Annotated in this window: 24 protein-coding genes and 1 pseudogene; 6 read left to right on the forward strand and 19 right to left on the reverse strand. The window is 65.5% G+C overall.

Features of this window, described 5'->3' with window-relative positions; genetic code table 11:
* Nucleotides 1-30 precede the first annotated feature (30 nt).
* Nucleotides 31-1,215 (reverse strand): acetyl-CoA C-acyltransferase, encoded by a 1,185-nt coding sequence (locus tag AB4Y36_RS04485; protein ID WP_368604988.1) that lies wholly within the window; start codon nt 1,213-1,215, stop codon nt 31-33.
* Between the two features lie 153 nt (nt 1,216-1,368).
* Nucleotides 1,369-1,905, reverse strand: a complete 537-nt coding sequence (locus tag AB4Y36_RS04490; RefSeq protein ID WP_069261488.1) for a carboxymuconolactone decarboxylase family protein — start codon at nt 1,903-1,905, stop codon at nt 1,369-1,371.
* A 148-nt stretch (nt 1,906-2,053) separates the two neighbouring features.
* On the opposite strand from AB4Y36_RS04490, the gene AB4Y36_RS04495 reads away from it, so the two are divergent.
* Complete coding sequence (locus AB4Y36_RS04495; protein ID WP_368682414.1) at nt 2,054-2,989, forward strand: AraC family transcriptional regulator; 936 nt, start codon at nt 2,054-2,056, stop codon at nt 2,987-2,989.
* A gap of 30 nt (nt 2,990-3,019) precedes the next feature.
* On the opposite strand, the gene AB4Y36_RS04500 is transcribed toward AB4Y36_RS04495, so the two are convergent.
* The 7 genes from AB4Y36_RS04500 to AB4Y36_RS04530 all read right to left on the reverse strand — a co-directional run bounded on the left by AB4Y36_RS04500 (nt 3,020) and on the right by AB4Y36_RS04530 (nt 10,546).
* Nucleotides 3,020-4,483, reverse strand: coding sequence for an efflux transporter outer membrane subunit (locus AB4Y36_RS04500; RefSeq protein ID WP_368604990.1), 1,464 nt, complete (start codon nt 4,481-4,483; stop codon nt 3,020-3,022).
* Nucleotides 4,484-4,491: 8 nt separating this feature from the next.
* Nucleotides 4,492-6,027: a DHA2 family efflux MFS transporter permease subunit gene (locus AB4Y36_RS04505; RefSeq protein ID WP_368682588.1), complete on the reverse strand. Its 1,536-nt coding sequence runs from the start codon at nt 6,025-6,027 to the stop codon at nt 4,492-4,494.
* A gap of 64 nt (nt 6,028-6,091) precedes the next feature.
* The gene (locus tag AB4Y36_RS04510; RefSeq protein ID WP_342919255.1) at nt 6,092-7,108 is read right to left on the reverse strand and encodes an HlyD family secretion protein; all 1,017 of its coding nucleotides are present in this window, start codon (nt 7,106-7,108) and stop codon (nt 6,092-6,094) included.
* Between the two features lie 160 nt (nt 7,109-7,268).
* Complete coding sequence (locus AB4Y36_RS04515; RefSeq protein ID WP_069261493.1) at nt 7,269-7,694, reverse strand: MarR family winged helix-turn-helix transcriptional regulator; 426 nt, start codon at nt 7,692-7,694, stop codon at nt 7,269-7,271.
* 90 nt (nt 7,695-7,784) lie between these two features.
* Nucleotides 7,785-8,714: a LysR family transcriptional regulator gene (locus tag AB4Y36_RS04520; RefSeq protein ID WP_368682415.1), complete on the reverse strand. Its 930-nt coding sequence runs from the start codon at nt 8,712-8,714 to the stop codon at nt 7,785-7,787.
* 39 nt (nt 8,715-8,753) lie between these two features.
* Nucleotides 8,754-9,062, reverse strand: a complete 309-nt coding sequence (locus AB4Y36_RS04525; protein ID WP_069261495.1) for a helix-turn-helix domain-containing protein — start codon at nt 9,060-9,062, stop codon at nt 8,754-8,756.
* A gap of 11 nt (nt 9,063-9,073) precedes the next feature.
* Nucleotides 9,074-10,546, reverse strand: coding sequence for a PLP-dependent aminotransferase family protein (locus tag AB4Y36_RS04530; protein ID WP_368682416.1), 1,473 nt, complete (start codon nt 10,544-10,546; stop codon nt 9,074-9,076).
* Nucleotides 10,547-10,751: 205 nt separating this feature from the next.
* Here AB4Y36_RS04530 and AB4Y36_RS04535 point away from each other — a divergent pair, with 205 nt between their 5' ends.
* Nucleotides 10,752-13,073, forward strand: coding sequence for an FdhF/YdeP family oxidoreductase (locus AB4Y36_RS04535; protein ID WP_368682417.1), 2,322 nt, complete (start codon nt 10,752-10,754; stop codon nt 13,071-13,073).
* Nucleotides 13,074-13,128: 55 nt separating this feature from the next.
* On the opposite strand, the gene AB4Y36_RS04540 is transcribed toward AB4Y36_RS04535, so the two are convergent.
* The 6 genes from AB4Y36_RS04540 to AB4Y36_RS04565 all read right to left on the reverse strand — a co-directional run bounded on the left by AB4Y36_RS04540 (nt 13,129) and on the right by AB4Y36_RS04565 (nt 18,956).
* The gene (locus AB4Y36_RS04540) at nt 13,129-13,494 is read right to left on the reverse strand and encodes a response regulator (protein WP_028229743.1); all 366 of its coding nucleotides are present in this window, start codon (nt 13,492-13,494) and stop codon (nt 13,129-13,131) included.
* A 40-nt stretch (nt 13,495-13,534) separates the two neighbouring features.
* Complete coding sequence (locus AB4Y36_RS04545) at nt 13,535-14,521, reverse strand: chemotaxis protein CheX (RefSeq protein WP_368682418.1); 987 nt, start codon at nt 14,519-14,521, stop codon at nt 13,535-13,537.
* Between the two features lie 17 nt (nt 14,522-14,538).
* Nucleotides 14,539-15,072 carry a hypothetical protein gene (locus tag AB4Y36_RS04550; RefSeq protein WP_368682419.1) on the reverse strand — a complete coding sequence of 178 codons (534 nt, stop codon included), beginning with the start codon at nt 15,070-15,072 and terminating at the stop codon, nt 14,539-14,541.
* The gene (locus AB4Y36_RS04555; protein WP_368616543.1) at nt 15,069-15,830 is read right to left on the reverse strand and encodes a methyl-accepting chemotaxis protein; all 762 of its coding nucleotides are present in this window, start codon (nt 15,828-15,830) and stop codon (nt 15,069-15,071) included. Before AB4Y36_RS04555 ends, AB4Y36_RS04550 begins: the two co-directional genes overlap by 4 nt.
* A gap of 3 nt (nt 15,831-15,833) precedes the next feature.
* Nucleotides 15,834-18,203, reverse strand: a complete 2,370-nt coding sequence (locus AB4Y36_RS04560; RefSeq protein ID WP_368682420.1) for a HAMP domain-containing protein — start codon at nt 18,201-18,203, stop codon at nt 15,834-15,836.
* Nucleotides 18,204-18,404: 201 nt separating this feature from the next.
* Entirely contained in the window at nt 18,405-18,956 is a 552-nt protein-coding gene (locus tag AB4Y36_RS04565) for a GNAT family N-acetyltransferase (RefSeq protein WP_069261500.1), read from the reverse strand.
* A gap of 136 nt (nt 18,957-19,092) precedes the next feature.
* Here AB4Y36_RS04565 and AB4Y36_RS04570 point away from each other — a divergent pair, with 136 nt between their 5' ends.
* Entirely contained in the window at nt 19,093-19,920 is an 828-nt protein-coding gene (locus AB4Y36_RS04570; RefSeq protein ID WP_368682421.1) for an AraC family transcriptional regulator, read from the forward strand.
* A 16-nt stretch (nt 19,921-19,936) separates the two neighbouring features.
* Here the strand turns inward: AB4Y36_RS04570 and AB4Y36_RS04575 are convergent, their stop codons facing one another.
* Nucleotides 19,937-20,524: a LysE family translocator gene (locus AB4Y36_RS04575; RefSeq protein ID WP_141710539.1), complete on the reverse strand. Its 588-nt coding sequence runs from the start codon at nt 20,522-20,524 to the stop codon at nt 19,937-19,939.
* A 160-nt stretch (nt 20,525-20,684) separates the two neighbouring features.
* Here AB4Y36_RS04575 and cobF point away from each other — a divergent pair, with 160 nt between their 5' ends.
* Nucleotides 20,685-21,458, forward strand: a complete 774-nt coding sequence (cobF, locus tag AB4Y36_RS04580; RefSeq protein ID WP_368682422.1) for a precorrin-6A synthase (deacetylating) — start codon at nt 20,685-20,687, stop codon at nt 21,456-21,458.
* A 60-nt stretch (nt 21,459-21,518) separates the two neighbouring features.
* Here the strand turns inward: cobF and AB4Y36_RS04585 are convergent, their stop codons facing one another.
* The 3 genes and pseudogenes from AB4Y36_RS04585 to AB4Y36_RS04595 all read right to left on the reverse strand — a co-directional run bounded on the left by AB4Y36_RS04585 (nt 21,519) and on the right by AB4Y36_RS04595 (nt 23,641).
* Nucleotides 21,519-22,229, reverse strand: coding sequence for a PepSY-associated TM helix domain-containing protein (locus tag AB4Y36_RS04585; protein ID WP_368616546.1), 711 nt, complete (start codon nt 22,227-22,229; stop codon nt 21,519-21,521).
* A 69-nt stretch (nt 22,230-22,298) separates the two neighbouring features.
* A pseudogene (locus AB4Y36_RS04590) lies at nt 22,299-22,484 on the reverse strand (hypothetical protein); the annotation flags it as partial.
* 257 nt (nt 22,485-22,741) lie between these two features.
* Nucleotides 22,742-23,641 carry a glutamate/aspartate ABC transporter substrate-binding protein gene (locus AB4Y36_RS04595; protein WP_368682423.1) on the reverse strand — a complete coding sequence of 300 codons (900 nt, stop codon included), beginning with the start codon at nt 23,639-23,641 and terminating at the stop codon, nt 22,742-22,744.
* A 649-nt stretch (nt 23,642-24,290) separates the two neighbouring features.
* On the opposite strand from AB4Y36_RS04595, the gene AB4Y36_RS04600 reads away from it, so the two are divergent.
* A complete protein-coding gene (locus AB4Y36_RS04600; RefSeq protein WP_342946877.1) occupies nt 24,291-25,940 on the forward strand; it encodes a methyl-accepting chemotaxis protein in 1,650 nt (549 codons plus the stop codon).
* A gap of 454 nt (nt 25,941-26,394) precedes the next feature.
* Nucleotides 26,395-26,640: a hypothetical protein gene (locus tag AB4Y36_RS04605; RefSeq protein WP_028207914.1), complete on the forward strand. Its 246-nt coding sequence runs from the start codon at nt 26,395-26,397 to the stop codon at nt 26,638-26,640.
* Nucleotides 26,641-26,703: the final 63 nt, after the last annotated feature.

Below are 26,703 nucleotides of genomic sequence, written 5' to 3' on the forward strand. Positions count from 1 at the left end.
CAGCCCCACGCGCCTCACGTGGCCCGGCCATCATACTTTCTCGAGCGCGAGCGCGATACCCTGGCCACCGCCGATGCAAAGCGTCACGACGCCGCGACGCAACCCGTCGCGCTGCATCGACCATGCGAGGCGCGTGGTGAGAATCGCACCCGTCGCGCCGATGGGGTGGCCGTGCGCGATCGCGCCGCCTTCCACGTTCACGATGTCCTCGGGAATGCCGAGCTGCTTCATGACCGCGAGCGGCACCGCCGCGAATGCCTCGTTGATCTCGAAGCGTTCGACGTCAGCCAGCGACCAGCCGGCGCGCCCCAACGCGAGTTGCACGGCGGGCACGGGGCCAAGACCGAACAGGCCCGGCTCCACCGCCGCGACGCCCCACGCCACGAGCCTGACCATCGGCGAGAGCCCCTCGGCTTCGGCAAAGCCGCGCTCGGCCACGAGCATGGCGCTCGCCGCGCTGTTCAGGCCGGGCGCGTTGCCCGCCGTGATCGTGCCGTCCGGTCGAAACGCGGGACGCAGTTTCGCGAGCCCTTCGAGCGTCGTGTCGGGGCGCGGCGCTTCGTCGGTATCGATGCGCTCCATGCCCTTCTTGCCCTTGATCTCCACCGCGACGATTTCTTCCTTGAAGCGCCCCGCCGCTTGCGCGGCAGCAAAGCGTTGCTGCGAACGCGCGGCCCAGTTGTCCTGTTCAGCACGCGTGAGCCCGGCCCGCGTCACGAGGTCTTCCGTATGCCAGCCCGAATGCTGGCCCGAAAACGCATCGACGAGGCCGTCGCGCAGCATGCTGTCGTGAATCTCGGCGTTGCCCATGCGATAGCCCCACCGCCCGCCGTCCAGCAAGTACGGCGCGCGATCCATGTTCTCCATGCCGCCCGCGAGCGCGACGTCGGCAAGACCCAGCATCACTTCCTGCGCGGCGCTCGCAACGGCTTGCGCACCGGAGCCGCATACGCGGTTCACCGTGAGCGCGGGCACCTGAACCGGCACGCCGCCGCCAAGCTCGGCCTGACGCGCGGGATTCATCTTGTTGCCCGCCTGGACCACGTTGCCGAGCACCACGGAGCCGAGCCGCGCCGGGTCGAGCTTCGCGCGCGCGAGCGTTTCGCGCACCGCCGCCGCGCCTAGCTCCGTAGCCGGCACGCCCTTGAACGCACCGTTGAATCCGCCAATTGCCGTACGCACCGGCTGGCACAAAACGATCTCGCGTGTACTCATGGTCGACTCTCCTTTCATATGCGCTGTTCCACTACCATTCTATGTATGCATATGCACACTATCAAACGATTTTGTGGAACAAGCGCTCGCGTGCGCTGGCACGATTGATGTCGTGTCCAGCGCACGCGGGGTGGTAAAACCGTTGCCGCTACGTTACGGTGCGGCCGGGAAATCGAGCGTCGTATCGTTGACGCGGTTCACGAGGTTCGTGAACGTGATCGACGTCACGGCGAGCGCGATTTCCACGATCTGGCGTTCGGTATAACCGGCTTCGCGAATCGCGCTCACTTCCGCTTCGGGCACCGTGCCGTGCGTCTTCACCAACAGGCGGACGAAGTGCACGAGCGCGTCACGCTTCGCGTCGCCGGTGGCTTCGCCTGCGCGGACCGCCTTCATCGTTTCCGGCGCGAGCCCGGCGAACTTGCCCGCCAGCGTGTGCGCGGCGAGACAGTAATCACAACCCGCCACTTCGCTCACCGCGAGCTTGATCGCTTCGATGTCGGGCTTCGACAGCGTGCCGGCGGAGATCACGGCCTCCATGTTGAGCAGCGCGCCGAGCGCTTCGGGGCTATGCGTGCCGATGGTGGCGTAGGCGTTGGGCACCTTTCCCACGGCCTTGCGGATCTTTGCAAAGATTTCAGCGGCGGCGCCGGTGGCGGCTTCGGGCTTGATGGCGGAAAGACGGGACATGTTTTGCTCCTTTAACGTTGCGGGTCGCGAGCGGGTGTCGGTGTCGCGCTGCCATCGTCGATGGCATGGATGCAGTGTAGTCGCGCACCGTCGCGCTTTTAATGCCAGAATGGCGCGACTTCATGCTCGATCGTCTCACTCGCCCACCATGGATCTGCTGAGCCGCCTTCTCGCGCTGATGCCCGTTGCCGGCCGCCTCGACGTGCGCTGCCATTTCGGCGCGCCCTGGCGCATCGACGATCCCGCTGCGAAGGAGCGTGAAATCCGCTATCACGTGCTGCTTGCGGGGCGCGCCATCGTCGAGGATGCGCACGGCGCGCCCGTCGCGCTCCATGCGGGCGACATCGTGCTGTTTCCCTCGGGCAGCGCGCACGTGCTGCACGACGGCAGCGGCACGGCGCCCGCCGTAGTTGCCAGGCGGATGGAAAACGGCGTGAGCATCGAAACGAATGTGGGCGACGGCGCCATCGCCGACGTCCTGTGCGGCCGCTTCCTGCTGCCTGCCGTGCCGCAGCGCCTGCTGCGAGAGAATCTGCCGGCGCGCCTCGTCGTGCATAGCGCGCGCGACGGCACGGAAGCCCCCGAACGTCTCGTGCGCCTGATCGCGCTGTTGCGCGACGAAGCGTATGAGGCGGCGCCGGGCAGCGAGTCGCTCGTGAACCATCTGTCGGGCGCGCTGTTCGGGCTCACACTGCGCTACGCGAGCGCCGGCGACGCCCCGCCGCGCGGCCTGCTCGCGCTCGCGCAGCGGCCGCGCCTGCAACCCGCCATCGACGCCATGTTCGAAGCGCCCAGCAAGCCCTGGACGCTGCCCGAGCTTGCCGAGCTTTGCCACATGTCGCGCGCGACCTTCGCGCGGCACTTCGACGAGGCCATCGGCCGCTCGGCCGCCGACGTGCTGACCGATATCCGCATGACACTCGCGGGCCGCATGCTCGCGCAGAGCAACGACAGCGTGGCGGAGATCGGCGAATTCGTCGGCTACCAGTCGGACGCCGCGTTCCAGCGCGGCTTCAAGCGCCACGTGGGCATGACGCCGGCGCAGTGGCGCTCGCTGGCTCGCGAGGCGGCTTCGGGCGCTTGAGCGCAAAGTCATGGCTTCTGGCCGTGCCGTTTAGCCGCCATGCGCCGGCGTTTCCTGCGCGAGCACCACGTCGCCGCTCTGGCTCCAGCCGCCGCCCAGCGACCGGTAGAGCGCCACCGCCGCTTGCGCGCGCTCGCGCTGCGCATCATTGAGCAGATCCTGATCGGCGAGCAAGGTTTGCTGCGCGCTCAGCACATCGAGAAAGTCCGTGGCGCCGCCCTTGTAGAGCTGGTTAGCGAGCTTGAGCGATTGCGCCGACGAAGCCAGCGCGTCGTTCAACTGCTGCGTCTGGCTCGCCGTGCTCACGAGATCGCTGCGGCTGTCTTCCACTTCGCGCAGAGCCTGCAGCATGGTCTCCTGCAGATTCAGTTGCGACTCGCGCATGCGGCTCTCGCTCTGGTCGATGTCGGCCGTGATGCGCCCCGCGTTGAAGATCGGACTCGTCGCGCCGATCGCCGCACTAAAGAGGTTATCCGTGAGCGTGGGCATGCCGAGGTAGGACGCCGCGAGAATGCCGTCCGTGAGATTGAGCGTGAACTTCGGATAACGCTCGGCGCGCGCCACGCCCACTTCCGCCGCGCGCTGCTGCACGGTGGCGTAGGCGGCCTGCACGTCGGGGCGGCGCAGCAGCGCTTCGGAAGGCAGCATCTGCGGCACGCTCGCGGGCACGCCGGGAATGGGCGCCGTTTGCGCGAGCGCGAGCTGCGCCACCGACTCCGGCGTGCGTCCCGTGTACACCGCGATCAGGTTCAACTGATGATCGATGCTCGCCTGCGCCCGCGGAATGCGCGCCTGCAGTTCGCTTAGCTGCGTTTGTGCGCGTGCCACGTCCAGTTGCGTGGAAAGGCCGTATTTCAGGCGGTCTTGCGTGAGCAGCAAGGTGTGTTTGCGAATCTCCAGGTTATCCTGAAGGATCTTCAGTTCCGCCTGCGCATAGCGCAGATCGACGTACGCCGAGGCCGTATTCGCCGCCAGCGCGAGACGCACGGCATCGAGCGCATGCTTCTGGCCCACGAGATTCGCTTGCGCCGCGAGCAGGTCGAGCCGCTCGCCGCCGAACACGTCGGGCGACCAGCTCAGCGCGAGGCCCGCGCCTGCCTGCTTCACATAGCCGAGCGGCGGCGGCGTGTTCTGCCGCGTATAAGCGCCATGCGCGGTGAAGTCCAGTTGGGGCAGCAACGCCGCATGCTTTTGCGTCGTGATCGATTGCGCCTGCTTCACGCGTTCGGCGGCGGCCTTCAAGTCGAGATTGCCTTCGAGCACCGTGGCGAGCAGCGTATCGAGCGTCGGGTCGCCGAATTGCGCCCACCAGGCGCGCGCTTCGATGGCGTCCTGCGGCGCGTCGATCCGCCATGCCACCGGCGCCGTTTCGTGCACCGTGGCGGGCAAGTCGGGATGCTGCGCGGGCTGCACCGCGCATGCGGCGAGCACGGCGGCCGAAAGCAGCGAGAGTACGAGACGCATGGGAGTCGATGAGCGTTCAGGGGTTTTCATGGGGCACCTCAATGGGCGTCGGGCGGCGGGCCACCCAGCGAAATCGGCTTGGAGAACGCCACGCTCGCAATGGCGACCAGGAAGCAAAGCGAGAGCACGAAGAACGTATCGGAGAACGTCATCACGAGCGCTTCGCGCAGAACCAGTGCGTGCAGTTGCGCGAGGCCCGCTTCGGCGGCATCGAGTGCATTGCCCGCCACAGACGACCAGTACGCGGTACGGCCCGCCAGCAGCAACTGCACCTGCGGTGCGCCGCCGGTCACGCTCTCGTTCAGGCGCAGATAGTGAAAGTTGAGCCGGTCGTTGAGCATCGTCGCGCTCACGGCAATGCCGATCGCGCCGCCCAGGTTGCGCATGAGATTGAAGAGACCGCTGGCCGACTTGAGCCGCGAAGGCGGCAGCGATCCGAGCGACATCGTGACGATAGGCGGAATGGCGAACTGCTGGCCAATGCCGCGCAGCGCCTGCGGCACCAGGAACTGCTGCCAGCCCCAGTCGTGCGTGAGCGGCACATACAGGTAGCAGCCAAACCCGAAGCAGATCAGCCCGAACAGCATCAGCGCGCGCATGCTGAAATAGCGCGTGGCGAAGGCGTAGACGCCCAGCGCGAGCAACTGGAACACGCCCACCGAAAGCAGCGACAAGCCGATCTGCAGTGAACTGTAGCCGCGCACTTCCGCGAGAAAGAGCGGCGTGAGATAAACGGCCACGAAAATGCCGATGCCCGTGACAAACGAAAGCAGACTGCCAATGCCGAAGTTGCGTACGAGCAGCGCGCGCAGGTCGACGATGGGGTCCTTCGCCGTGAGCGCGTGAACGATGAAGAGAAAGCCGCAGATCGCGGATATCCACGTACAGGCAACGATCACGTCGTCGCCGAACCAGTTCTTGCGCGGGCCTTCTTCGAGCACGTATTCGAGGCACCCGAGAAAGCCGCACATGAGCACGATGCCGAGATAGTCGCCCCGCTTGAGCAGCGAAAGATCGGGCTTGTCGATGTTCACGTACTTCGGCACGAGCGCAGCCACCGCAATACCCGGCACGAGGTTCAGATAGAACAGCCAATGCCACGACCATTGATCGGTGATCCAGCCGCCGATCACGGGCCCGAGCGTGGGCGCGAGCGAGGCGAGCGCGCCAATGGTCGTGGAGGCGACGAGACGCTGCTTGCCGGGAAAGAGCACGAAGGCCGTGGTGAACACGGTGGGGATCATCGCCGCGCCGAGTGCGCCTTGCAGGCCGCGGAACACGATCATCGAGTTGATGTCCCAGGCGAGGCCGCACAGCATGCTCGTGATGGTGAAGCCCACCGCGGAGGCCACGAAAAGCCAGCGCGTGGAGAACACCTTCGAGAGCCAGCCCGACATGGGGATCACCATGATCTCGGCAATCAGATAAGCGGTTTGCACCCATGACAGCTCGTCCTGGCTCGCGGAAAGACCGCCGCCGACGTCGCGCAGCGACGAAGCGACGATCTGGATGTCGAGCGTGGCCATGAAGAAGCCGATGCACATCAGCGCGAACGCGAAGGCGCGTTGCGCCATCGGCTGCAGATGCGGAGCGAGTGTCGGGTCGGCGCTGGTCGTGGCGTTCATCGTCGTGGCCCCTTCAATGCGCTTGCGTGAGATGCACTTTCACGGTCGCCGAAAGACCGGGCCGCAGCGCGGCTTGCAGGTCCGCCGGCGCATTCGCGTCGACGCGGATGCGCACCGGCACGCGCTGCACGATCTTCGTGAAGTTGCCCGTGGCGTTCTCGGGCGGCAGCACGCTGAAGGTCGCACCGGTGGCGGGCGCGAGGCTCTCCACGGTGCCGTGCAGCGTGCCGCTGGCTGCGTCGAGCGTCACGTCGGCGCGGTCGCCCGCGTGCATCTTCTTCAACTGGTCTTCCTTGAAGTTGGCGTCCACCCACAGGCCGGTGGCGGGCACCACCGTAAGCAGCGGCGCGCCCACGTTGGCAAGCGTGCCCACCCGCGCCGTGCGATTGCCGATGTAGCCATCCACGGGCGCGGTCAAGGTCGTGTATTCGACGTTCAGTTGCGCGAGGCGCTGGTTGGCCTCGGCCGTTGCGACACGCGCCTGGGCGTCGTTAATTTGCGCGGCCAGCACGTCGAGCTGGCGTTGCGCCGCCAGCACCGCCGCGCCGCTTTGCGCAACCGACGCCTGGGCCTTCGCGTAGTCGGAATCCGCGCGCTCGACCAGCTGGTTCGAGACCGCGTCGTCCTTCACCAGTTCGCGGTAGCGCGTCTGGTCCTGACCGCTGCGCGTGAGTTCCGCATTCGAGGCGCGCACTTCGGCCTGGTGCTGGTTGATCACCGCTTCCTGCAACGTGCGCCTCGCCTGCAACTCGTCGACCGCGGCGCGCGCGCTCGCCAGCTCCGCGTTGGCCTGGGCGAGCTTCGCGTCATAGTCGCGCGAATCGAGACGCAGCAGCACCTGGCCTGCGTGCACGCGCTGGTTGTCCTGCACGGGAATCTCGGCGACGAAGCCGCTCACGCGCGGCGCCATCACGGTGACATTGCCGCCGACGTAGGCGTCGTCGGTGGTCTCGACGAAGCGCAGCACAAAGAACCAATAGCCGGCGGCAGCCGCCAGCACGAGAGCGACCGCGCCCAGCGCGAGACGCATGCGCGAGATGCGCGTACGCTCTCTCGCTTGCGTGGGCTCGACCACGACGGAAGTGGAAGGACTCGACATGACGTTTACCTGTGCATATACACTACTAAAGATGAAAAAAACGCCGCGATGGGAACAAGCGCGACGCAACCCACAAATCCAACCGAAAACGTTAAACCGCCCGTGTGATGCGAAACAGCTCGCGCCGCAGCCACGCGGCGCGTCGTGCGCCAAAACGGCGCTCGAATTCGTCCTGCGCCGCGCGCCAGTGGTCGTGCGCCGCTTCGAGGCGCGTGCGGCCCGCTTGCGTGAGCGCGAGACGGCGGCGTCGTTCGCCGCCGTCCGGCGCATCGGCCACGAGCGCGCCTCGCAGGAGCGGCCGCAAGGCGCGCACGAGCGTGGTGCGCTCCATCACCATCGAGCGCCCGAGTTCCGCCATCGTGAGACTCGACGCACGGCCCAGCGCGCCGAGAATGCTGAACTGCGTGGGCGTGAGTCCTGCCGCGCTCAAGTGCCGCTCGTAAAGCTGCGACAGATGCCGCGCGGCCTGGCGTACGGCAAAACAATCGTCGTGCTCGGGTGACTGGTAAATGTGCATATGCACAGAGTAGGCGGCAATCAGGCCCCGAACAAGCCTTACGCACGGCATCACATTATGGCCGCGGCGACAATAATCGCGGCCATTCTTTCAATTAGCCTTCACCTCCAGGGCCGCGTCGTGCGTCACGTCATCGAAAAACGCCGTGGCGTGGTCGATGAACGCGCGCACCTTCGCCGGCAGCAGCGTGCGCGTGGTATACGCGAGGCGAATCTCGATCTGCATGTCGACGAGCGGGAAGTCGTCGAGTACCGTCACGAGCTTGCCCGCCTCCAGTTCCTCCCCGACGAGCGCGGTGGGGAGAATGCCGATGCCGAAACCTTGCAGCACCATCGCGCGGTTGAACTCGGGATTGTTCGAGGCGATTTCGTGGTGCAACGGCACGACGACTTCCTCGTCGCCCACGCGAAACGCGATCGCGGGCTTGCGCATGGAAGGCGGCATCGGCACGAACACGTGGCCGACGAGGTCGGCAGGATGCGTCGGCGTGCCACGCGCTGCGAGATACGCGGGCGTCGTGACGAGCGCGAGCGGAATGCGCTCGAGCAGGCGCGTGACGGTCGATTCGTTGTTGAGCATGAACGGCAGCACGAGGCCGAGATCGTAGCCGTCCGCGATGAGATCGACGGGGCGCTCGGTGAGGATCACGTCGAGCGTCACCTTGGGATGCGCGCGCTTGAAGCTGGCGATGAGCGGCACGAGGCGATTGACCGTGGCCGTGGTGTGCGCGACCAGGCGCAGCACGCCGCTCGCCTCGCGCGTTTGCACGGTGGCGTCGGCCTCCAGCGCGTCGAGATCGTCGAGCACGCGGCAGCAGCCTTCGTAGAAGCGCTCGGCCGCCTCGGTGAGCGACACCGCGCGCGTGCTGCGATGAAAGAGCCGGCTGCCAAGGCGCTTTTCGAGGCGCGCGATGGCGCGCGAGACGACAGGCGTGGTGAGGCTGTGCATGTCCGCGGCGCGCGTGAAGCTGCGCGCCTCGACGACGGAGCGGAAGATCCGCAGGCTGTCGATGTAATCCATGGTCGTGAGGGGGATGGTGTTGGCGTAGCTTAATGCGTTTCAGTCGCCCTCGCCGAACACCTCCGCACAAAACGCCCGCCCCTCGTCCGACAAACTCGCCGTGCCGCTCCCATCTTCGGCCTGCGTCGTCACCACGAGGCCGCCGTCTACGAGCGCCGTCAATTGTCTGCGCAATCCGCTCATCGGCACGCCGGCCTGCTTCGAGAGTTTCGCGAGCGACCATGCGCGCCCCTGGCGCTCGTGTTTCTCGCATTCCGCGCGCCACAACTGCTCGAGCACCGCGATCAGCACCGGGTCGACGCCCAACTCGTCAGCGTCGCCGTCTTCGCGTTCTTTATCTGCGTTCATCGTCTGCCTCCTCATGCCATCTTCGCGGCCATTTCGCCTAGCGTCTTCAGCGCTGCTTCGGTCTGCGCGTTCCATGGGTAGCTGTAGTTCAGCCGGATGTAGTGGTGATACTCGTTGCGCATCGAGAACATGTAGCCTGGCCCGATGGTGATGCCCTGCGCGAGCGCCGCCTGATAGAGCCGCATCGAATCGACGCGCGGCGGCAGTTCCACCCACAGCACGTAGCCGCCCTGCGGCTCCGAGGTGCGCGTGCCCGCCGGAAAGAAGCGCTCGACCATCGCCCGCATGAGCCGCGCCTGTTGCCGGTAGAAACGCCGCACGCGGCGCAGATGCCGGTCGTAGCCATCGTGGCGCAAGTAGTCGGCGAGCGCCACCTGGGGAACCGAGGGTGTCGTGAGCGTGTTGAGGAACTTGAGCTTTTCGACCTGCGCGCGGTAGCGCCCCGGCAGCGCCCAGCCGATGCGGTACGAGGCGGAAAGGCTCTTCGAAAACGAGGCGCAATGCAGCACGAGGCCGCGCATGTCGAACTGCTTGAGCGTGGAAGGACGCGTCTGCCCGAAGTACAGCTCCTGATAGACGTCGTTCTCGATCACGGGCAAGTCGTGCGCCTCGGCAAGCGCCACGAGCCGCGCCTTGTTTGCGTCGGGCATGCGAAAGCCGAGCGGATTCTGGAAGTTCGGCATCACCATGCAGGCCGCGACCTTCTGGCGCGCCAGCACGCGCTCCAGCGCGTCGAGGTCGATGCCGGTATCCGCGTGCGTGCTCACTTCGAGCGCGCGCATGCCCAGACGCTCGATGGCGTGCAGCATGGCGTAGTAGGTGGGCGATTCGACGGCCACCGTGTCGCCCGGCCTGGCCACGGCTTGCAGGCTCAGGTTGATCGCCTCGGTAGCGCCCACGGTGATGACGATTTCCTCGGGATCGACGCTCACGCCGTTTTCGGCATAGCGCCGCGCGATCTGGCGGATCAGTTCCGGGTTGCCGGGCGGCAGGTCGTCGATGAGGTTCCAGCTCGCATGACGGCGCGCAATCGCGTTGGCGTACTGGTTGATGCGCCGCCAGGGGAACAGCGCCGGGTCCGGGTACGGCGAGCCCAGCGGTACGGCGTCCTGCGCGCCGATGCTGCGCAGCGTGGAAAGCACGAGCCGGCTCACATCCACGTTGGCGGGCACGGGTTGCCTCGGCGCGCTGGCGCGGCGCGGCTTGCCCGGCGAGGCGGCGTCCTTGCCCTGTGCGCCCTGTGCGGCCGCCGCGCCGCGCCCTTGCGGCGGCCCCACCCGCGCGCGCACGAAATACCCCGATTGCGGCCGCGACTCGATCACGCTGCGGCTTTCCAGCAGCGCATAGGCGCGCAGCACCGTCTTGATGCTCACGCCGTGCTGCTGGCTCGCGCGCCGCACGGAGAGAACGCGCTCGCCGGGGCCGAACACGCCGCGGCGCACGGCGGCTTCGATATCGTCGGCGAGTTGCTCGTAGCGGGTCACGTTCGGGTCGTTCCGGTCAGGTTCAATCAGGCGAAGGGGTAAAGCCACGCGCGCGAGGCCGATGCCGATCCCGGCAAGTCTATGACAAAACACCGCAACTGTATCCCTTGCTTTTTGGTTTTTCTGTGATCTCCGGGAGCACAGGAACACAGTAGCCTTGAGTCATCGGGCAGACCGCCCTGGAAGACGAAAAGCCAACCGCATCATGAAGAAGCCGCAAGGTCGCATCGAGCCGTATCATCATCCCGCCGCCGGCTGGGGCGCGCTCAAGCAGGTCGCCATCAACCTGATCAAGGAGAAGGTAACGGGCGGCAATTACCGCACGCTGCTCAAGCAGAACCAGCCCGACGGCTTCGACTGCCCCGGCTGCGCGTGGCCCGACCGCGAGCACGCTTCCACGTTCGAATTCTGTGAGAACGGCGTGAAGGCCGTGGCGGCGGAGGCGACCAGCAAGCGCGTGACGCCGCAGTTTTTCCAGGAGCACACCGTTAGCGAGCTGATGGCGCAGTCCGACTACGAACTGGAGCAGCACGGCCGCCTGACCGATCCGCTCGTCTACGACGCGCGGCAGGACCGCTACGTGCCGATCGAGTGGAACGACGCGTTCAAGCTGATCGCGAAGCACCTCAACGCGCTCGACGACCCGAACCGCGCCGCGTTCTACACCTCGGGCCGCGCGAGCAACGAGGCCGCGTTCCTCTACCAGCTCTTCGTGCGCATGTACGGCACGAACAATTTCCCCGACTGCTCGAACATGTGCCACGAGGCCACGAGCCGCGGCCTGCCGGGCACGGTGGGCATCGGCAAGGGCACGGTCACGCTCGACGACTTCGAGCACGCCGACACCCTGCTCATCTTCGGCCAGAACCCGGCAACGAACCATCCGCGCATGCTCGGCGAGTTGCGCGAATGCGCGAAGCGCGGCGCGACCATCGTCTCGATCAATCCGCTGAAGGAGCGCGGCCTGGAGCGTTTCGCGAGCCCGCAGCACACGCTCGACATGCTCTCGCCCAAGGGCGTGCAGATCAGCTCGGTGTTCATCCGTCCGCGCGTGGGCGGCGACTTCGCGCTCATCAAGGGCGTGGCCAAGCGCGTGATCGAACTCGACGACGAAGCGCTCGCGCAAGGCACGGAGCGCGTGCTCGACGTCGATTTCATCGCCGAACACTGCGTGGGCTTCGACGCATTCGCCGCCGACCTGCGCGCCGAATCGTGGAACACGATCGTCGCCGAAGCGGGCGTGCCGATCGACGAGGTGCTCAAGCTCGCCGACATCTACGTGAAGGGCAAAGCTGTCATCTCGACATGGGGCATGGGCCTCACGCAGCACAAGAATTCGGTGGCGACGATCCAGTTGCTTTCGAACCTCATGATGATGCGCGGCAATATCGGCCGCCGCGGCGCGGGCCTATGCCCCGTGCGAGGCCATTCGAACGTGCAGGGCGACCGCACGGTGGGCATCGAGGAAAAACCCACGCAGGCGTTCCTCGACCGTCTCGGCAAGGCCTACGACTTCGAGCCGCCGCGCGAGCACGGCTACGACGTCGTAGAAACGATTCACGCGATGCTCGAAGGCCACGTGAAGGTGTTCATCGGCCTGGGCGGCAACTTCTCGATCGCCACGCCCGACACGCCGCGCACGTGGGAAGCCATGCGCGCGTGCGCGCTCACGGTGCACGTGACGACGAAGCTCAACCGCAGCCACCTGGTCCATGGCCGCGACGCGCTCATTCTGCCCACGCTCGGCCGCACCGAGATCGACCTGCAGAACGGCGTGCCGCAAGGCGTGAGCGTCGAGGACTCGATGAGCATGGTGCACATCTCCTACGGCATGAACCGGCCCGCTTCGACGAACCTGCTTTCGGAAATCGCGATCGTCGCGCGCATGGCGCACGCCACGCTCGGCAGCGACAAGGTGGACTGGCTCGACCTCGCCGCCGACTACGCGAAGATCCGCGACGGCATCGAAAAAGTGTTCGACGGCTTCGAGAACTACAACGAACGCCTGAAGCACCCGGGCGGCTTCCACCTGGGTGTGGCCTCGCGCGAGCGCGTGTGGAAAACGCCGAGCGCCAAGGCACAGTTCGTCGTGCACGCCATCGCGCTCGATACGCCCATTCATCGCGCGCGCGCCGAGCACGGTCCGCGCCTCATGACGCTCATGACCACGCGCTCGCACGATCAGTACAACACGACGATCTACGGTCTCGACGACCGCTATCGCGGCGTGTACGGCCTGCGCCGCGTGCTGTTCGCGAACCGCGAAGACATGACGATGCTCGGCTTCGAGCCGGGCCAGCACGTGGACATCACGAGCGTATGGGACGACGGCGTCGAGCGCCACGTCGAGGACTTCATGCTGGTGGAGTACGACATTCCACGCGGCTGCCTCGGCGCGTACTATCCCGAGACCAATCCGCTCGTGCCGCTTTCGTCCATTGCAGACGGCGCGGGCACGCCGACTTCGAAGTCGATTCCGGTGCTGCTCACCCCGGCGAAGGCTAACGATCACGCCATCGCGGCGTGATGTCTGATCCGAAGGCCCCGGCAATCGCGCCGGGGCTTTTTTGCATGCGCTGCGCTTAGCTCGCGAGCTTGCGGAACGTTTCGAGCACCGCTTCGCCCTTGAACGGCTTCACGATCCAGCCGCGCACGCCGGCCGCCTTGCCGCGCTCCTTCATGGCCGGGCTGCTTTCCGTGGTCAGCATGACCACGTTCACGGCCGTATTCGCGAGTTCGCTGCGAATCTTCTCGACCATCGTGAGGCCGTCCATGTTCGGCATGTTCACGTCGCTCACCACGAGCTTCACGCCGGGGTTCGAGCGCAGCTTCGCCAGGCCGTCCTTGCCGTCCACGGCCGTGTCCACGTCCAGACCGTTCTTGCGCAGAAAGCCGGCCACTTCGTCGCGCACCGTGCTTGAATCGTCCACCACCAGAATCTTTGCCATGCTGTCCCTCTCTGTTGCGCCGCGTTGGGCGCGCATTTGATCAAAATAATTCGAGTTCGCCGCTGGCCTGCTCTTCGACGGCAGCGGCGGCGGCCTGAGCGGCCGTCTCGTCAAACCCTTCGCGCGACCAGCCGAGGCTGAACACGAACCGCTGGTCGATCACCACTTCGCGGCCCGTATCCGGGCACGTGAGCCGGTACTTGATGCACAGCTGCGGGTTGTCGGAGCCAAACGACAGATAGCGTCGCCGATGATTGATGAGCAGCGGCACCTGCACCTGCGCGCGGCCCCAACCCGCTTCGTCGGCAGCGTGTGCGTTACCCAGGTAGCGGTTGCGGAACGCACCCCACACGAGATTCGTGAGTTCGGCGAGCACGCCGTTCACGTCGCGGAAGTCGCTCGCTTCATCGCGGCCCGCGCGCGGCGGCAGCAGTTCGATCAGCGGCGCCTCCTCAGTCTGCATGAGCAGCCAGCCGCGGCACCATGCGGTCTCGATCGGAATCAGCGTCAACACCTCGCCGAAGATGATGCGGTCGCGCACGATGCTCGGCGTGTCCCAGTTCACCTCGAGTCCGGCAAAGAGGCCACGCAGGCGCCCGAGCGTCATGTCGGTGATGCCGTCCACGAGCGGGTCCGGGTAATCGTGCGAGAACACGTGCGCTTCGAGCGCCGCGATCAACGTTTCGGGATCGCTTTCGTGCCAGCTCGCGCACGGCAGGCGGCGCAACGGCTCGGGCAACGCATCCCCGTGCCCGTTTGCCGCGCGCCGCAGCACGACGGGCAGTTCGGGGCGTTCCGCTTCCAGCGCAACGGCCACCGCCGCCGCGGCTTCGAGCGAGCCGCCGAAGTCCTCGCCGAGCAGCACGCCGCCCAGGTCGTAGTGCGTCTTCAGCGCCGCAGAGAGCGCATCGCGTCGCACCGACACGCACACGCAATCGTGTGCGGCTGCGGTTTGCGCGATCGCCTCGGCGCGCGCCGTATCGCTTTCCAGCAGCAACAGCTTGCTGACTGGCTTGTTCGTGTTCATGTTTCCTTTCTCTGCCTTCAAAACAACTCGAGTTCGCCCGCGCTGTCGTGCACTTCGACTGCGGCGGTGCTCGCCACGAAATCGAGCGGCGCTTGCGTGCAAACGCACAGCGTGGCGCCAAGCCGGACGTCGTGATCGATCGTGAGCGCGTACGACTGCACGTAATCCGGCTTCAGTTCGCGCAGATACGGCAGACATCCACTACTGAGCGCATAGGGCGTGGACATGCCGAGGTCGGGGAAATGCTCGACCAGCCGCTGGTTCATGGCCCCGCAGCACAGATTGCCGAACTCCATGAAGCACTCGGTGAGCGCACGCGCGGCGTCGCCCACGTAGTAGCGCCGCGTGCGCTCGTCATCTTCGAAGTGCAGCAGCAACAGCAGGCGGAACTGCATCGACGAAATCGTCAGCACGACCAGGTGCTCGCCTAGGGGCGCGTCGCCCGCACGAGGCTCGAACTCGCAGCTGTGCTGCGCGTCGGTCACGAGACGCATGCGCGCCGCCGCGAAAAAAATCCGCTCGATGCTGTCTTTCGCTTGCGTGCCGATCATGCGTGCGCCCCGGCGCGCGTCGCTTCGAGCTGGTGATGCAGCTGCTGCGTCGACGCTTCCACGCTCGCGAGCGTCGCCGCGATCATCTTGCCGCCCGCCTGAATGTCCTGGAACGTCGCGGCCGTGATGAGGTCGTTGCGGTTCAGGCTGTCGCGGTAGCTCTTCGAGAGTTCCTGCGAACGCGTGGCGAGCGAGCGCACTTCACCCGCCACGATCGAGAAGCCACGGCCGGCCGCGCCCGCGCGCGCCGCTTCGATCGAAGCGTTGAGCGAGACGATGAGCACATGGCTCACGATCGACGACAGCTCCTGGTTCTTCTTGTGCATGTCGTTGTTCTGCGCCATCAGCGAGATCATCTGCTCGTGCCAGCGCTCGAACGTCGACGACATGAGCTTCAGGCGCGCAGCCTCGCTCGCGATGCGCGCCGCGTGCTGCATGGCGTCGTCACGCTGTGCGCGCTCGCTGGCGAGCGCCGCTTCGAGTGCGTCGGCCACGGACCTGCGCTGCGCGAGTTCCGCGCGCAGCGACTCGATCTGCGCAGCCAGCGACTCGTGTTCGCGTGCGGCGTCTTCCTGCTGCGCCGTGTGGTGCGCTTGAGCCTGTGCAAGCGCGGCTGCGTGCGCGGCATCCTGCGCGCGCGCTGCCTCACGTGCGTGCGTTTGCGCACGCTTGCCCCACAGGGCAGCCGCGCCGGCCGCCAGCGCGATAAGCGCTGCACCTTCGATCAAATACGGTAAGACCACTTCCACCCCCGCCATGCGCTAGCCCGCCAGCGCTTCCTCTTGCTTTGCCTGTGTTGCATCCGCCATCTTTACGGCCCACTGCTGCGGCAAACGCACGACGGTCTGGAAATGCCGGTAATCGGCGCCCGCGCGATCATCGGTGAAACGCAGTTCGATGGCGCCACCCTCGCGTTCGAGGAAATCGCGCACCGCATCCATGCCCACGCCGCGGCCGGAGACTTCGGTCACGCTCGTCGCCGTCGAAAAGCCGGGGCGGAAAATGAACGCCGCGATCACGTCGTCGCTCACCGCTTCATAGGCCTGCAGCCAGCCGCGCTCCACCGCGATGCCGCGAATGCGCGCGAGCGCAAGGCCGCGGCCGTCGTCGGCGAGCGTCAGTTGCAGCGCACCGTCGTGCACGTTCACGTCGATCTCGATGTGACCCGACTCGTCCTTGCCGATGGCGCGGCGCTGCGCCGGCATTTCAATGCCGTGGTCGAGCGAGTTGCGCAGCAGGTGCATGAACACGTTCTTCACCGTGCCGGCGGCCTCGCTGCGCAGGCGATAGCCGTTGTCCGCGATCCGCACCACCGGTTCCACCTTGCCGAGTTCCTGGGCGAGCGAGGGCAGCGAGCCGGTCACGCCCGCGAGCGCATCGGCCACGCGCTCGGTACCGATGGCGCGCAGCGTAGCGCGCAGTTCGGCGCGCATCGCACGCAGGGCCGGCAGGTCGTTGTCGTCAGTGCGATCGACGATGCGCAGCGTCTCTTCGATCGCTTCGCGCGTGACCGTGAGGCTCGCCGCGCCGTTTTGCGCGCCAGCCGCACGCGGGCCGCGCCCGAGGCTCACTTCGTTGATGCTCGAATAGTGCTCGAGCGCCGTCTTCACGCGCTCCAGATCGGCGATCAGCGCCTGCTGGTCCCAGGCGTGGCTCGTGTCCTCGCGGCGCAACGCGTCGTAGCGCTGCTCGACTTCGTGCACCACGCCCGTGAGATGCTGCAGGCTGTACGTGCGCGCATTGCCCTTGATCGTATGCATGTTGCGGAACAGCGCGGCAATCGCGCTCGTGTCCGCGCAGTCGTGCTGGCGAATAATGTGCTCGTTCTCGTGAATGAAGCTCGTCGAGCTTTCCACGAAGTGATGGAACTTCTCTTCGCTCACCGCGAGAATTTCGCCGATCATTTCGAGGCGGCGCTTCTGCTCGCCCGCTTCGGCCGCGAGTTCGCGCAACTCCGTCACGTCGCGCACGCACAGCATGAGGCGCACGACCACGTCGTTTTCGTCGGTGATGGCCGACCAGCTCAGGTCGAGCACCTTCGCACGGCCATCGGGCAGCGTGCGCGTGATTTCGTTCACGAGCAGATGCTGATTGAAGGCGAAGTTCACGTCGTCTTCGCCAAGGCAAGCGTGCACGGCGGCGTCGATTTGCGCGAGGGTGTCGGCGTCGAGATCCGTGTGCGAGAACACGAGGTCCATCAGCGAGCGGCCCGCAATCTCGTTCGTTTCGAAGATTGCTTCTAGATACGCCGAATATTCGTTGTGGATCGTCGCGCCTTCGACGACCGTGAGAATGCCCTGCTGCATGTTCTGCAGCATCGCCTGAATGTCGGCGGTCTTGCGCTTGAGCTGCGCGGAGCTTTGCTGGATCTTCTCGATCATGCCGTTGAAGGCGACGATCGAATGACCGATTTCGTCCATGCGGCCCACGGGCACGCGGCGCGTGAAGTCCTGGCTGGACGCGATCTCGCTCATCATGGCCTGCATGCGCGAAAGCGGCCGCGTGATCTGGCGGTAGAGCAGCGCGCCGATGAGCGTGAGCAGCAGCACCGCGCCGCCCGTCACGCCTGCGATCGCGCGCGTCGTGGTGTCGAGCGTGCCGTTGAGCGTGCGGATTGCGTCGTCCTTCTGGCGGTTCTTTTCCACGCGCATCGTCGTCACGATGCCTTCGAGTTCGTCGCGGTACTGCGCGACGTTCGCGAAGAGATAGGCCTGCGCGAGGTCGTTCTTGCCGCTCGCCTTCATCTTCGCGGTGTCGTCGATCGCGGAGAAGTAGTTCGCGAGGCTTTCCTGCGCCTGCGAAACGAGGCCTTCCTGCGCGTGGCTGGCTGCCGCCTTGCGCTGCACGTCGAGCGCGGCGCGCAACGCGGCTTCCTTGTCCTTGAGTTCGTTTTGCGCGAGCGACGCGACCGTGGCGTCGGGTGCGTAGACGAGCGTCATGGTCGCGAGCTGCACGTCTTTCACGAGCGACACGAGGTCGGATGAAGCGAGAGCGCTCGGCACGACGCCCTGGGTAACCTGGCGGACGTCGGTGGCGCTGCGGCGGGCCTGCAAGGCCGCGTAGCCGCCGATGGCGGACAGCGCGACGAACATCAGGACGATGAGTAGCGTGATGCGGTGACGAATGGTCATGTCGAAATCCCCGGGCCTTCGTCGCGCCGGCTGCGCTATGGTTGCGCAGCTCGGGACACGTCGGCCAATTATTCGCGGTGGATTATCGACGTTCAGGTATGACGAAATGATGACTACGCATAATTCGCCCGAGCGCACTGTGCGTTACGCCACACTTGACGTTCGCTCTGCGTTGCGCATTGTCCGGCCGCGCCGCGGCGCTCAGTCGGGCACGGCCGGGTCGTCGAGAAAGAGCACCATCAGTTCGTCGTCGGCGTACTCGCCGTCGAGGTACAGGCCGCGGGGCTCGACTCCGTAGCGCACGAAGCCGCACGAGCGGTAGAACGCCTGGGCGCGGGGGTTCAGCACGCTCACCACCAGTTGCACCTGGAGCAAGCCTAGCGCACGAGCGTGAGCGATGACGCCCTCCATCAATTGCCTCGCAATGCCCGCGCCTCGCCATGCAGGATCGACAAAGACGCCCCAAATGAGCCCCTTGTGTGCCAGCTTGCGGCGCGGCTCGCGCATGAGGCCGGTGATGCCGACTAGCGTGTCGTCCACGAATGCTCCGAATACGACCTGGTTCTCCGTGGCACGCACCCGGGCGCGGCTTTCTTCGGGCGTGCGCTTCGATTCCTCTTCATAGGTCGGGACGATGCCGGCGGGATTATTTCTGGTCGCGTACAAACGCATGGCGTGAAACGCCTCGGCGTCCTGCTCGGTCAGCGGGCGAATCGCTGTAAGCGTTGGCTTCGTCGGCTTCGTTTCGTTCATGTGCAGCGCCTGGCATGGAAAGGGAATGACCCCTGCGATTCGAACAAGCCTATCACGTCCCGCCTGCCTGCTCGCGTTGCGCTAAGATGGACCACCTGCGTCGCTCGATGCGCGCAGCATCACTCCGGGATCTCCCATGCCGAAAGCCACGACGTCCGACGCACAACCTTACTTCTGGCGCGACGCTGACCTGCCGTTCATCGAGGTGCGCGCGATCGCCGACGGCCGCAAGGTCCGCTACGGCCGTCACGCACACAACACGTTCTCGATCGGCGCGGTCACGGGCGGGCGCAGCACCTACCTGAACGGGAGCACGCTCTCGCATATCAGCGCGGGCGCGGTGGTGGTCATCAACCCGGAAGTCGTGCACGCCTGTAACCCGGCCGCCGACGAGCCCTGGGCCTACCGCATGTTCTATCTCGACACGGCGTGGCTCGCGAATCTGCAGCACGACCTGGGCTTCGGCGCGCACGAGGCCTTTCGCCCGTTCGAACAGACCTTGAGCTGGGAGCGCGATTTGTTCGACGGGCTCAACGCGCTCTACGAGCTGCTCGTCGATACGAATGAGTCGGCACTGCGCAAGGAATGCGCCGTCGTAGCGTATTTCTCGAGGCTCCAGCAGTCCCTGAATCCGGCGCCGGTCAGCGCACGCGAACCGAACGAGCGCCTCGCGCGCGCAGCAGAATTCATCGACGGCAACTACACGCGCACGCTCAAGCTCGAAGAAATCTGCGCCGCCGCCGATCTTTCGCCCTCGTACCTCATTCGCGCGTTTCGTGAGCAATACGGCATGACGCCGCACGCGTATGTCGTGAACCGGCGTATCGAGTTCAGCCGCGCGCAACTGCGTCAAGGGCACGCCATTGCCGATGTTGCGGCGCAAGCGGGTTTTGCCGATCAGGCGCATCTGCAGCGCGCGTTCCGCCAGTTCGTTGCCGCAACGCCGGGCCAGTATCGCGGCTAACGTCGCCGCCGCGCGCTCAGGCAAGCACGAGCCAAACCGCACTGCCCGCCAGCAACAACGCCATCGCGCGGTTCACGAAACGCACGCGCGACGGTTCGCGCAAGGCCTGGCGCAGGGACGCACCTGCCCACGCCCAGCACGCAATCGACACGTAGCACACCACGAAATAGATCGCGGCGAACTGCCAGACGAGCGCATTTTCGCCGGAAGCCGCATATAAGCCCATGCCCGCCACCGAGGCGAGCCACGCCTTGGGGTTGAGCCATTGCATCGTGGCGCCCACCATCAGCGAGGGACCGCGCGCCGCGTTCGGAGAGTCGATGCGGCCGTCGTCGGTCGCGAGCCGGTAGGCGACGTACAGTAGAAAAGCCACGCCCGCCCATTCGAGCGCGCGCGTGAGAAACGGCAGGCGCGCCAGCAGCTCCTGCATGCCGAGACCGATCAGCAGCAGCAGCAACGTGAAGCCCACGGTCGCGCCGGTGACGTGGCGCAGGCTCGCGCGCAGCCCGTAGCGCGCGCCCGCGCTCAGCGCAACGATATTGACGGGTCCAGGGGTGATGGAAGTGGCCAGCGCGAAGGCGGCCATCGACAAGGCAGTGCTCACGGTTTTCCTCGCTACGCTCATGGGCGATCAATATGCGTCGAGGGTAGACGCGCGCGCCGCCGGCGTATTGAAGAAAATTGCCCTCCCGGCGAGCGCGGCACCGCGCCGAACCCGCGCTATCATTGCGCCGCACCGACGACTCCCATTCCGGAACTGCAACGTGAAAAAGATCCTCATCATCGGCATCGGCGCGGGCGATCCGAAATACCTGACCGTGCAGGCAATCGAAGCGCTCAACGCAACCGACGTGTTCTTCGTGATGGACAAGGGCGCGGCCAAGGACAAGCTCGTCGCGCTGCGCAAGGAAATCTGCGCTCGCTTCATCAAGGACCACGACTATCGCATCGTGGAGGCCACGAGCCCCGAGCGGCGCCGCGACGAAGGTCTCGATTACAAGGCCGCGGTGGACGAGCTCAACCGCGACAAACAGCGCGTATTCGAGCGCCTGATCGAAGAGGAATTGACCGACGGCCAATGCGGCGCGTTTCTCGTCTGGGGCGACCCGTCGCTCTACGACAGCACGATCCGCATTCTCGATTCGATCCTGGCCGATGGCCGGCTCGCGTTCGACTTCGAGGTGATTCCCGGCATCAGCAGCGTGCAGGCGCTCGCGGCGAAGCATCGCGTGCCGCTCAACTTCATCGGCAAGCCGGTGAGCATCACGACGGGAAGGCGGCTCGCGGAGGGCGGTTTTCCGCACGACGTGGACAGTGCGGTGGTCATGCTCGACGCGCAGAACGCGTACGCGCAGATCGCGGGCGAAGCACTCGATATCTACTGGGGCGCCTATGTCGGCACCCCGGACGAGATCCTGATGGCGGGCCGGCTGGAAGACGTGAAGGACGAGATCGTCCGTGTTCGTGGCCAGGCGCGCGAAGCGAACGGATGGATCATGGACACGTACTTGCTGCGCAAGCGCGGCGTGAAAGACTGAAAGAAGAACGGGGCGCGAACATCGACGTTCGCGCCCGTTGCCGGGTTCACACGTTGAGGCTTACGCCAGGCCCACGCATACCGCCACGATAATCGAGCCGAACAACAGCACGGCACCCACCGTCTTGCGCTTGTTGAGCTCCGTCCACAGCAGCACGCCCGTAAGCGAAAGCAGAATGAGCGCCCCGGCGAAGCTGTCGATGAACAGCACCCAGCCGACGCTCATCCCCGTTCCCTTGTGAAGGTTCGTGATCGTCGAGACGAGCGAATTGTCGTTGCGCTTGAGCGTGAGCTTGTCGTTGCCCAGCCAGTACTCGACCATCACGCTCTCGCCGGGCGATGTGAACATGATCTGCCAGTGCTCGGGCTGCACGACCTGGCGATCGCCCCAGGCCACGTTGTGCTCGGGCTCCTTCTGCACGCGGCCCATGCGCGCGGGCAGTTTCAGATCCGGTTGAGAGCGCAACCATTTCACCATCTCGCGCGGCGTTTCGGGCGCGGGGTCGGGCACGGCAATCTGCACCGTCGAGACTTGCGGCGCGCCCGGCGAAATGCGCAGCGGCTCGGCGCGATGGTTGAGCACGAATCCCGTTGCGCCGAACAGCAGGCCGAGCGCAGCGCCCCACAGGCCCACCCAGCCGTGCACCTTGCGCAACCACTTGATGAAGGTCGCACGGCGCGAGCGCTTCGCGCGCTCGTCGCGCCGTTCGGCGTCGAGACGTGCGCGCGGCGTTGCCGGCGCGTCGATCTCGGCGGTATCGGAAAAGCTCATGTTTCACTCCAGAGTCGCAACGTACAGCAGGAAGGCCACTCCCGCCCACTCGAGCGCGCGCGTGAGAAACGGCAGGCGCGCCAGCAGTTCCTGCATGCCGAGACCGATCAACAGCAGCAGCAATGTGAAGCCAGGTTCGCCGCCGTCGCATTCGTCGGCGACGAGAGAAAGAGCGTGCAGGAAACGTCGGCGCGCAGTTTTCACGGCGTTGGGCAGCACACGCACTGCACCATCCACGTGACTGCCGGACGTCATGCCGCCTTCGCAGCGGTTCAAGAGCAGCGCATAGACCTGGTTGGGGCTGGGGAGGGTTCCACGGTAATGAGAATCGATATCATTCCATATTTTGTATTTTCTTTCAAATGGAATTGGCTTTTAGCGACACCGCTGGCGACATCGATTTTCTTCATGCTGGAAAAGCTCGGCGCAGTCGTCGGGACTTCGAACCTTCACATCTACGCGGCCATGCGTGGCGGCCGCGCGCTTGCGGCCGCCGCATTGAAAACCTGCGATCAGTCGAGCGCGCGATCGTTCGGATGCGCAAACAGCGCCCGATTCTCGTTGGACAACGGATAGTTCAGGTTCATCCCCTTGGGCGGCACGGGCTGCGTGAACCACTTCGTGTACAGCCGCTGCGCTTCACCCGAAGTCTGCATGCAAGCGATCACGCCATCGGCCAGCTTCTTGAAGACGGGATCGTCCTTGCGCACCATGCAGCCATAAACCTCCGAGAGCGGCGGCGTACCGGTGATCACGTAGTCCTGCTGGTCCGCCTCCTTGGCCCGCGCCCCGTACAACAGCGGCTCGTCCATCACGAACGCGACCGCGCGCCCCGTCTTCACGTTGAGAAACGACTCCGCGTGGTCCTTGGCGGCGATGAGTTGCATGCCCATCTTCTTGTCGTTGTTCATCTCGCGCAGCAGCCGGTCCTCCGACGTGCCCGCCGTGGTCACGACCGTCTTGCCTGCGAGATCGGGGAAATCCTTGATGCCGGAATCCTTTTTCGCAATCAGGCGCACGCCGTACTGAAAGAAGCTGTTCGTGAACGCGACCTGGTTGTCGCGATCCTTCGTGTGCGTGGTCGAACCGCACTCGATATCGATCGTGCCGTTCTGCACGAGCGTAATGCGGTTCTGCGAAGTGATCGGAATTTCCTTGACCGTGAGCTTGTCGAGCTTCAGCTCCTTTTTCACCTCGTCGACGATCTTCAGCGCGATGTCCTGCGCATAGCCGATCGTGTGTTGCTCGCTGTCGTAGTAGGAGAACGGCACTGACGATTCCCGCACGCCCAGGGCAATCACGCCTGTATCGCGGATTTTTTTCAGAGTAGCGCTCGTGGCGTCCTGCGCCTGAGCCGGCCCGAGATACGTGCATCCCATGACGACTGCTGCGAGCGTTGCAACTTTTTTCATTTAGTCTCCTCCGGATGGTCCGTCGGCGCTTCGTGCGCCGCACCCGAGTATTCATGCCTTGCAGCGAGGCGGCAATTGAAATCGGTTACGACGACATAACTCAAGGTTAAGTCGCCGGTGAGGCGCGTCGTTCGAAGCGCGCCGTCGAGGCCGGTTTCGTTGGCAACACGAACCGTTCCGCACGCCATGACTTGTCCACACATTTTGTTGGCAGCCCTGTGCGTAACCGTTGGAAGACCGCATCAAGTCCTTGATGCGCTTCGGTTAACCCACGGCGGTCCCAATCGCGGCAATACCGTCTCGCAGCGCCTCGAAAACGCACCCGTCTTTTCCACAGATTTTGTTGGCAGCCCTGTGCACAACTTCTGGACAGCGAACCTAAGTCCCTGATCGCAAACGTCAATGCGCCAGGCGACAGAGAAGTTGCACGTTTTGGAGGCACTGGACTTGTCCACAGTTAACGGGGAAAAGTCTGTGCATACACCCCCCAACATCCGCGCCAATCCATTGATAGCACAACGGATTTTCTCGCTGCGCGCGGATCGGACCAGACCTGCCTCACGCGTGCATACCCCTAAAGTTTGTAAGGGAAATGCCGTTATGCCTCGCTGTGTTGTTGGGTCTCAAGCGGCCCCATCGAAGGAATCTCATGCGCAACAATCAACCCGTCACGCAGCAGGAATTCGACTATCCCGCTTCGCAGATGCTCGTCTCGGCCACCGACCTCAAGGGCCGCATTCAGTACTGCAATCCTGCGTTCGTCGCGGTGTCCGGCTTCACGAAAGAAGAGCTGATCGGCAAGGCACATAACATCATTCGTCATCCCGACATGCCGGCCGAAGCGTTCGCCGACTTGTGGGAGACCGTGCGCGATGGCCGTCCCTGGACCGCGATCGTCAAGAACCGCCGCAAGTCGGGCGACCACTACTGGGTGCGCGCGAACGTAACGCCCGTCTCCGAGCAAGGCACGGTGGTCGGTTATCTGAGCGTGCGCGTGAAGCCCACGCGCGAGGAAATCCGCACGGCAGAAGCCTTCTACACGCAAATGCGCGAGGGCCGTCTGCAAGGCGTGCGGCTGCGCCACGGCTCGGTGGTGCGCACAGGCCTCGTGGGCGCATTGCAGTCAGTCCTGCGCGTGCCCATCGCCACGCGTATCGCCTTCGGCTATGGCGCCGTGCCCGCCGTGTTCGCCGCGGCCGGCTTCGCGGCCTGGCAGGGCCTGCCGCCGCTGCCGTTCTGGGGTGCATTCGGCGCGGCCTGCCTGTGTGCGTTCGGCGCCTGGCGTCTGACCACGCGCCACCTCGGCGCACCGCTCGCGCAGATGACCACGGCCTCCACGCGCATGGCGGCGGGCGACCTCACGGCCACGCTCGCGGTCGCCACGAACGACGATCTCGGCGACGTGCTCCAGGCGCTCAATCAGCTGCAGGCCAATCTCACGGCGATCGTGTTCGACGTGCGCTCGCAGATCGACGGCATGCTCGACGCCGCGCACGAAATCTCGAGCGGCAATCTCGATCTCTCGCGCCGCACCGAAATGCAGGCGGCATCGCTCGAAGAAACCGCGGCCACGATGGATCAGCTCACGACCACCGTGCAGGCCAACGCCGAAGCCAGCGCCCGCGCGCTCGATCTCGCACGCGACGCGCAGTCCGCCGCCGCCGAGGGCGGCTCGATCGCCGCGCAGATGGAGCGCACGATGACGGGCATCACCGACGCATCGCGCCGGATCAGCGACATCACCGGCGTGATCGACGGCATCGCGTTCCAGACCAACATCCTCGCGCTCAACGCGGCTGTCGAAGCCGCGCGTGCGGGCGAGGCCGGCCGCTCGTTCGCCGTGGTGGCGGGCGAGGTGCGCATGCTCGCGCAGCGCTGCGCGGCATCGGCCAAGGAGATCAAGCAGGTCGTGGACGCCAGCGTCAACGAGATCGCCGAGGGCACGCGTCTCGTCGGCAACACGACGGCGCAGATGCGCTCGATCGACGAAGCCGTGAGCCGCGTCTCGTCGATCATCACCGAGGTCGCGAACGCCAGCGGCGAGCAGGCCGAAGGCATCCGCCAGGTCAATCAGGCCGTCGCGCATCTGGACAGCGCCACGCAGCAGAACGCCGCGCTCGTCGAGCAGGCCGCCGCCACGGCGCAGCGGCTCGCCGAGCAGGCCGACGTGCTCGACGAGGCCGTGCGCCTCTTCACCGTGGCAGGCGCCGAAGCGGAAAAGCGCGCAAAGCCCGCCCGCACCCCGGCGCGCCGCCAGAGCGTCAATCTTGCCGAAGCGGCCGAGGAGATCGCAGCGTAACGACCGGCTCGCACGCCGCGCCGCAAACGCAGTCGGGTGGCTTCGTCTATTGGTCTGAGAGATCGGCGTTAGTCCCATCTCGACAGTGCGGCGCGCGGGCGGCACCATGAAAACCGTCAGCAAGCCGTACCCCGGTTTGCTGATCCGAGTAACAACGGCGTTTCAACGGCTCGCCCGGCCTGCCCGGGTGGGCCGTTTTTTCTGTTGCGCACGCCTGGCGCCTGGCATCGCTTTGCTTCGCAACCATGACAGCGGTGCAACGCGCAACGCATTTCGCATGGCCCGTTGCAGGGCGCGCAAAAACGGGCGTTGCGCCGGCGAGTCGCGTTACACTGGCTGGCCAGGGTCGCGGCACAGCGATCTCGCTGTGTGTGTCTGCGCTCACTTGCATGAACACGCCGCGCAGCCGACCCCGTACAATGGCTCGACCACCCAACGCACGAGGACAACATCAATGCGCACGACCGGGTCTTCCGGAAACATGACCCTGCTCACCGAGCATGACGACGCGACCGGACGCGAACTGCGTTCACTGCGCCTCGAATCGGCGGCCGACGGCAAAAGCCTCTTGCTGGTCGAAGTCGACGAGCGCAAGCCGGGCATCCATCGCGAAGTGCGTTACGAAATCACGCCGGCCGAGCTGATCGCGGCCATTCGCGCACAAGGCGCCGAGCTGCCCGGGGAATCACACACGCGCTAAGCGCACGGAAACTGACGACACGAACGCGGCACGCGCAGTCTCGTGTGCCGCGTACTGTCGCTT

The organism is Paraburkholderia sp. BR10936 (assembly GCF_040965735.1).
GTDB lineage: Bacteria > Pseudomonadota > Gammaproteobacteria > Burkholderiales > Burkholderiaceae > Paraburkholderia > Paraburkholderia nodosa_A.

Bases quoted from the DNA above. Each gene is read 5' to 3' on its own strand.
- AB4Y36_RS04485 (WP_368604988.1), bottom strand. From the start codon at position 1,215: ATGAGTACACGCGAGATCGTTTTGTGCCAGCCGGTGCGTACGGCAATT.
- AB4Y36_RS04490 (WP_069261488.1), bottom strand. From the start codon at position 1,905: ATGTCCCGTCTTTCCGCCATCAAGCCCGAAGCCGCCACCGGCGCCGCC.
- AB4Y36_RS04495 (WP_368682414.1), top strand. From the start codon at position 2,054: ATGGATCTGCTGAGCCGCCTTCTCGCGCTGATGCCCGTTGCCGGCCGC.
- AB4Y36_RS04500 (WP_368604990.1), bottom strand. From the start codon at position 4,483: ATGAAAACCCCTGAACGCTCATCGACTCCCATGCGTCTCGTACTCTCG.
- AB4Y36_RS04505 (WP_368682588.1), bottom strand. From the start codon at position 6,027: ATGGCGCAACGCGCCTTCGCGTTCGCGCTGATGTGCATCGGCTTCTTC.
- AB4Y36_RS04510 (WP_342919255.1), bottom strand. From the start codon at position 7,108: ATGCGTCTCGCGCTGGGCGCGGTCGCTCTCGTGCTGGCGGCTGCCGCC.
- AB4Y36_RS04515 (WP_069261493.1), bottom strand. From the start codon at position 7,694: ATGCACATTTACCAGTCACCCGAGCACGACGATTGTTTTGCCGTACGC.
- AB4Y36_RS04520 (WP_368682415.1), bottom strand. From the start codon at position 8,714: ATGGATTACATCGACAGCCTGCGGATCTTCCGCTCCGTCGTCGAGGCG.
- AB4Y36_RS04525 (WP_069261495.1), bottom strand. From the start codon at position 9,062: ATGAACGCAGATAAAGAACGCGAAGACGGCGACGCTGACGAGTTGGGC.
- AB4Y36_RS04535 (WP_368682417.1), top strand. From the start codon at position 10,752: ATGAAGAAGCCGCAAGGTCGCATCGAGCCGTATCATCATCCCGCCGCC.
- AB4Y36_RS04540 (WP_028229743.1), bottom strand. From the start codon at position 13,494: ATGGCAAAGATTCTGGTGGTGGACGATTCAAGCACGGTGCGCGACGAA.
- AB4Y36_RS04545 (WP_368682418.1), bottom strand. From the start codon at position 14,521: ATGAACACGAACAAGCCAGTCAGCAAGCTGTTGCTGCTGGAAAGCGAT.
- AB4Y36_RS04550 (WP_368682419.1), bottom strand. From the start codon at position 15,072: ATGATCGGCACGCAAGCGAAAGACAGCATCGAGCGGATTTTTTTCGCG.
- AB4Y36_RS04555 (WP_368616543.1), bottom strand. From the start codon at position 15,830: ATGGCGGGGGTGGAAGTGGTCTTACCGTATTTGATCGAAGGTGCAGCG.
- AB4Y36_RS04560 (WP_368682420.1), bottom strand. From the start codon at position 18,203: ATGACCATTCGTCACCGCATCACGCTACTCATCGTCCTGATGTTCGTC.
- AB4Y36_RS04565 (WP_069261500.1), bottom strand. From the start codon at position 18,956: ATGAACGAAACGAAGCCGACGAAGCCAACGCTTACAGCGATTCGCCCG.
- AB4Y36_RS04570 (WP_368682421.1), top strand. From the start codon at position 19,093: ATGCCGAAAGCCACGACGTCCGACGCACAACCTTACTTCTGGCGCGAC.
- AB4Y36_RS04585 (WP_368616546.1), bottom strand. From the start codon at position 22,229: ATGAGCTTTTCCGATACCGCCGAGATCGACGCGCCGGCAACGCCGCGC.
- AB4Y36_RS04595 (WP_368682423.1), bottom strand. From the start codon at position 23,641: ATGAAAAAAGTTGCAACGCTCGCAGCAGTCGTCATGGGATGCACGTAT.
- AB4Y36_RS04600 (WP_342946877.1), top strand. From the start codon at position 24,291: ATGCGCAACAATCAACCCGTCACGCAGCAGGAATTCGACTATCCCGCT.
- AB4Y36_RS04605 (WP_028207914.1), top strand. From the start codon at position 26,395: ATGCGCACGACCGGGTCTTCCGGAAACATGACCCTGCTCACCGAGCAT.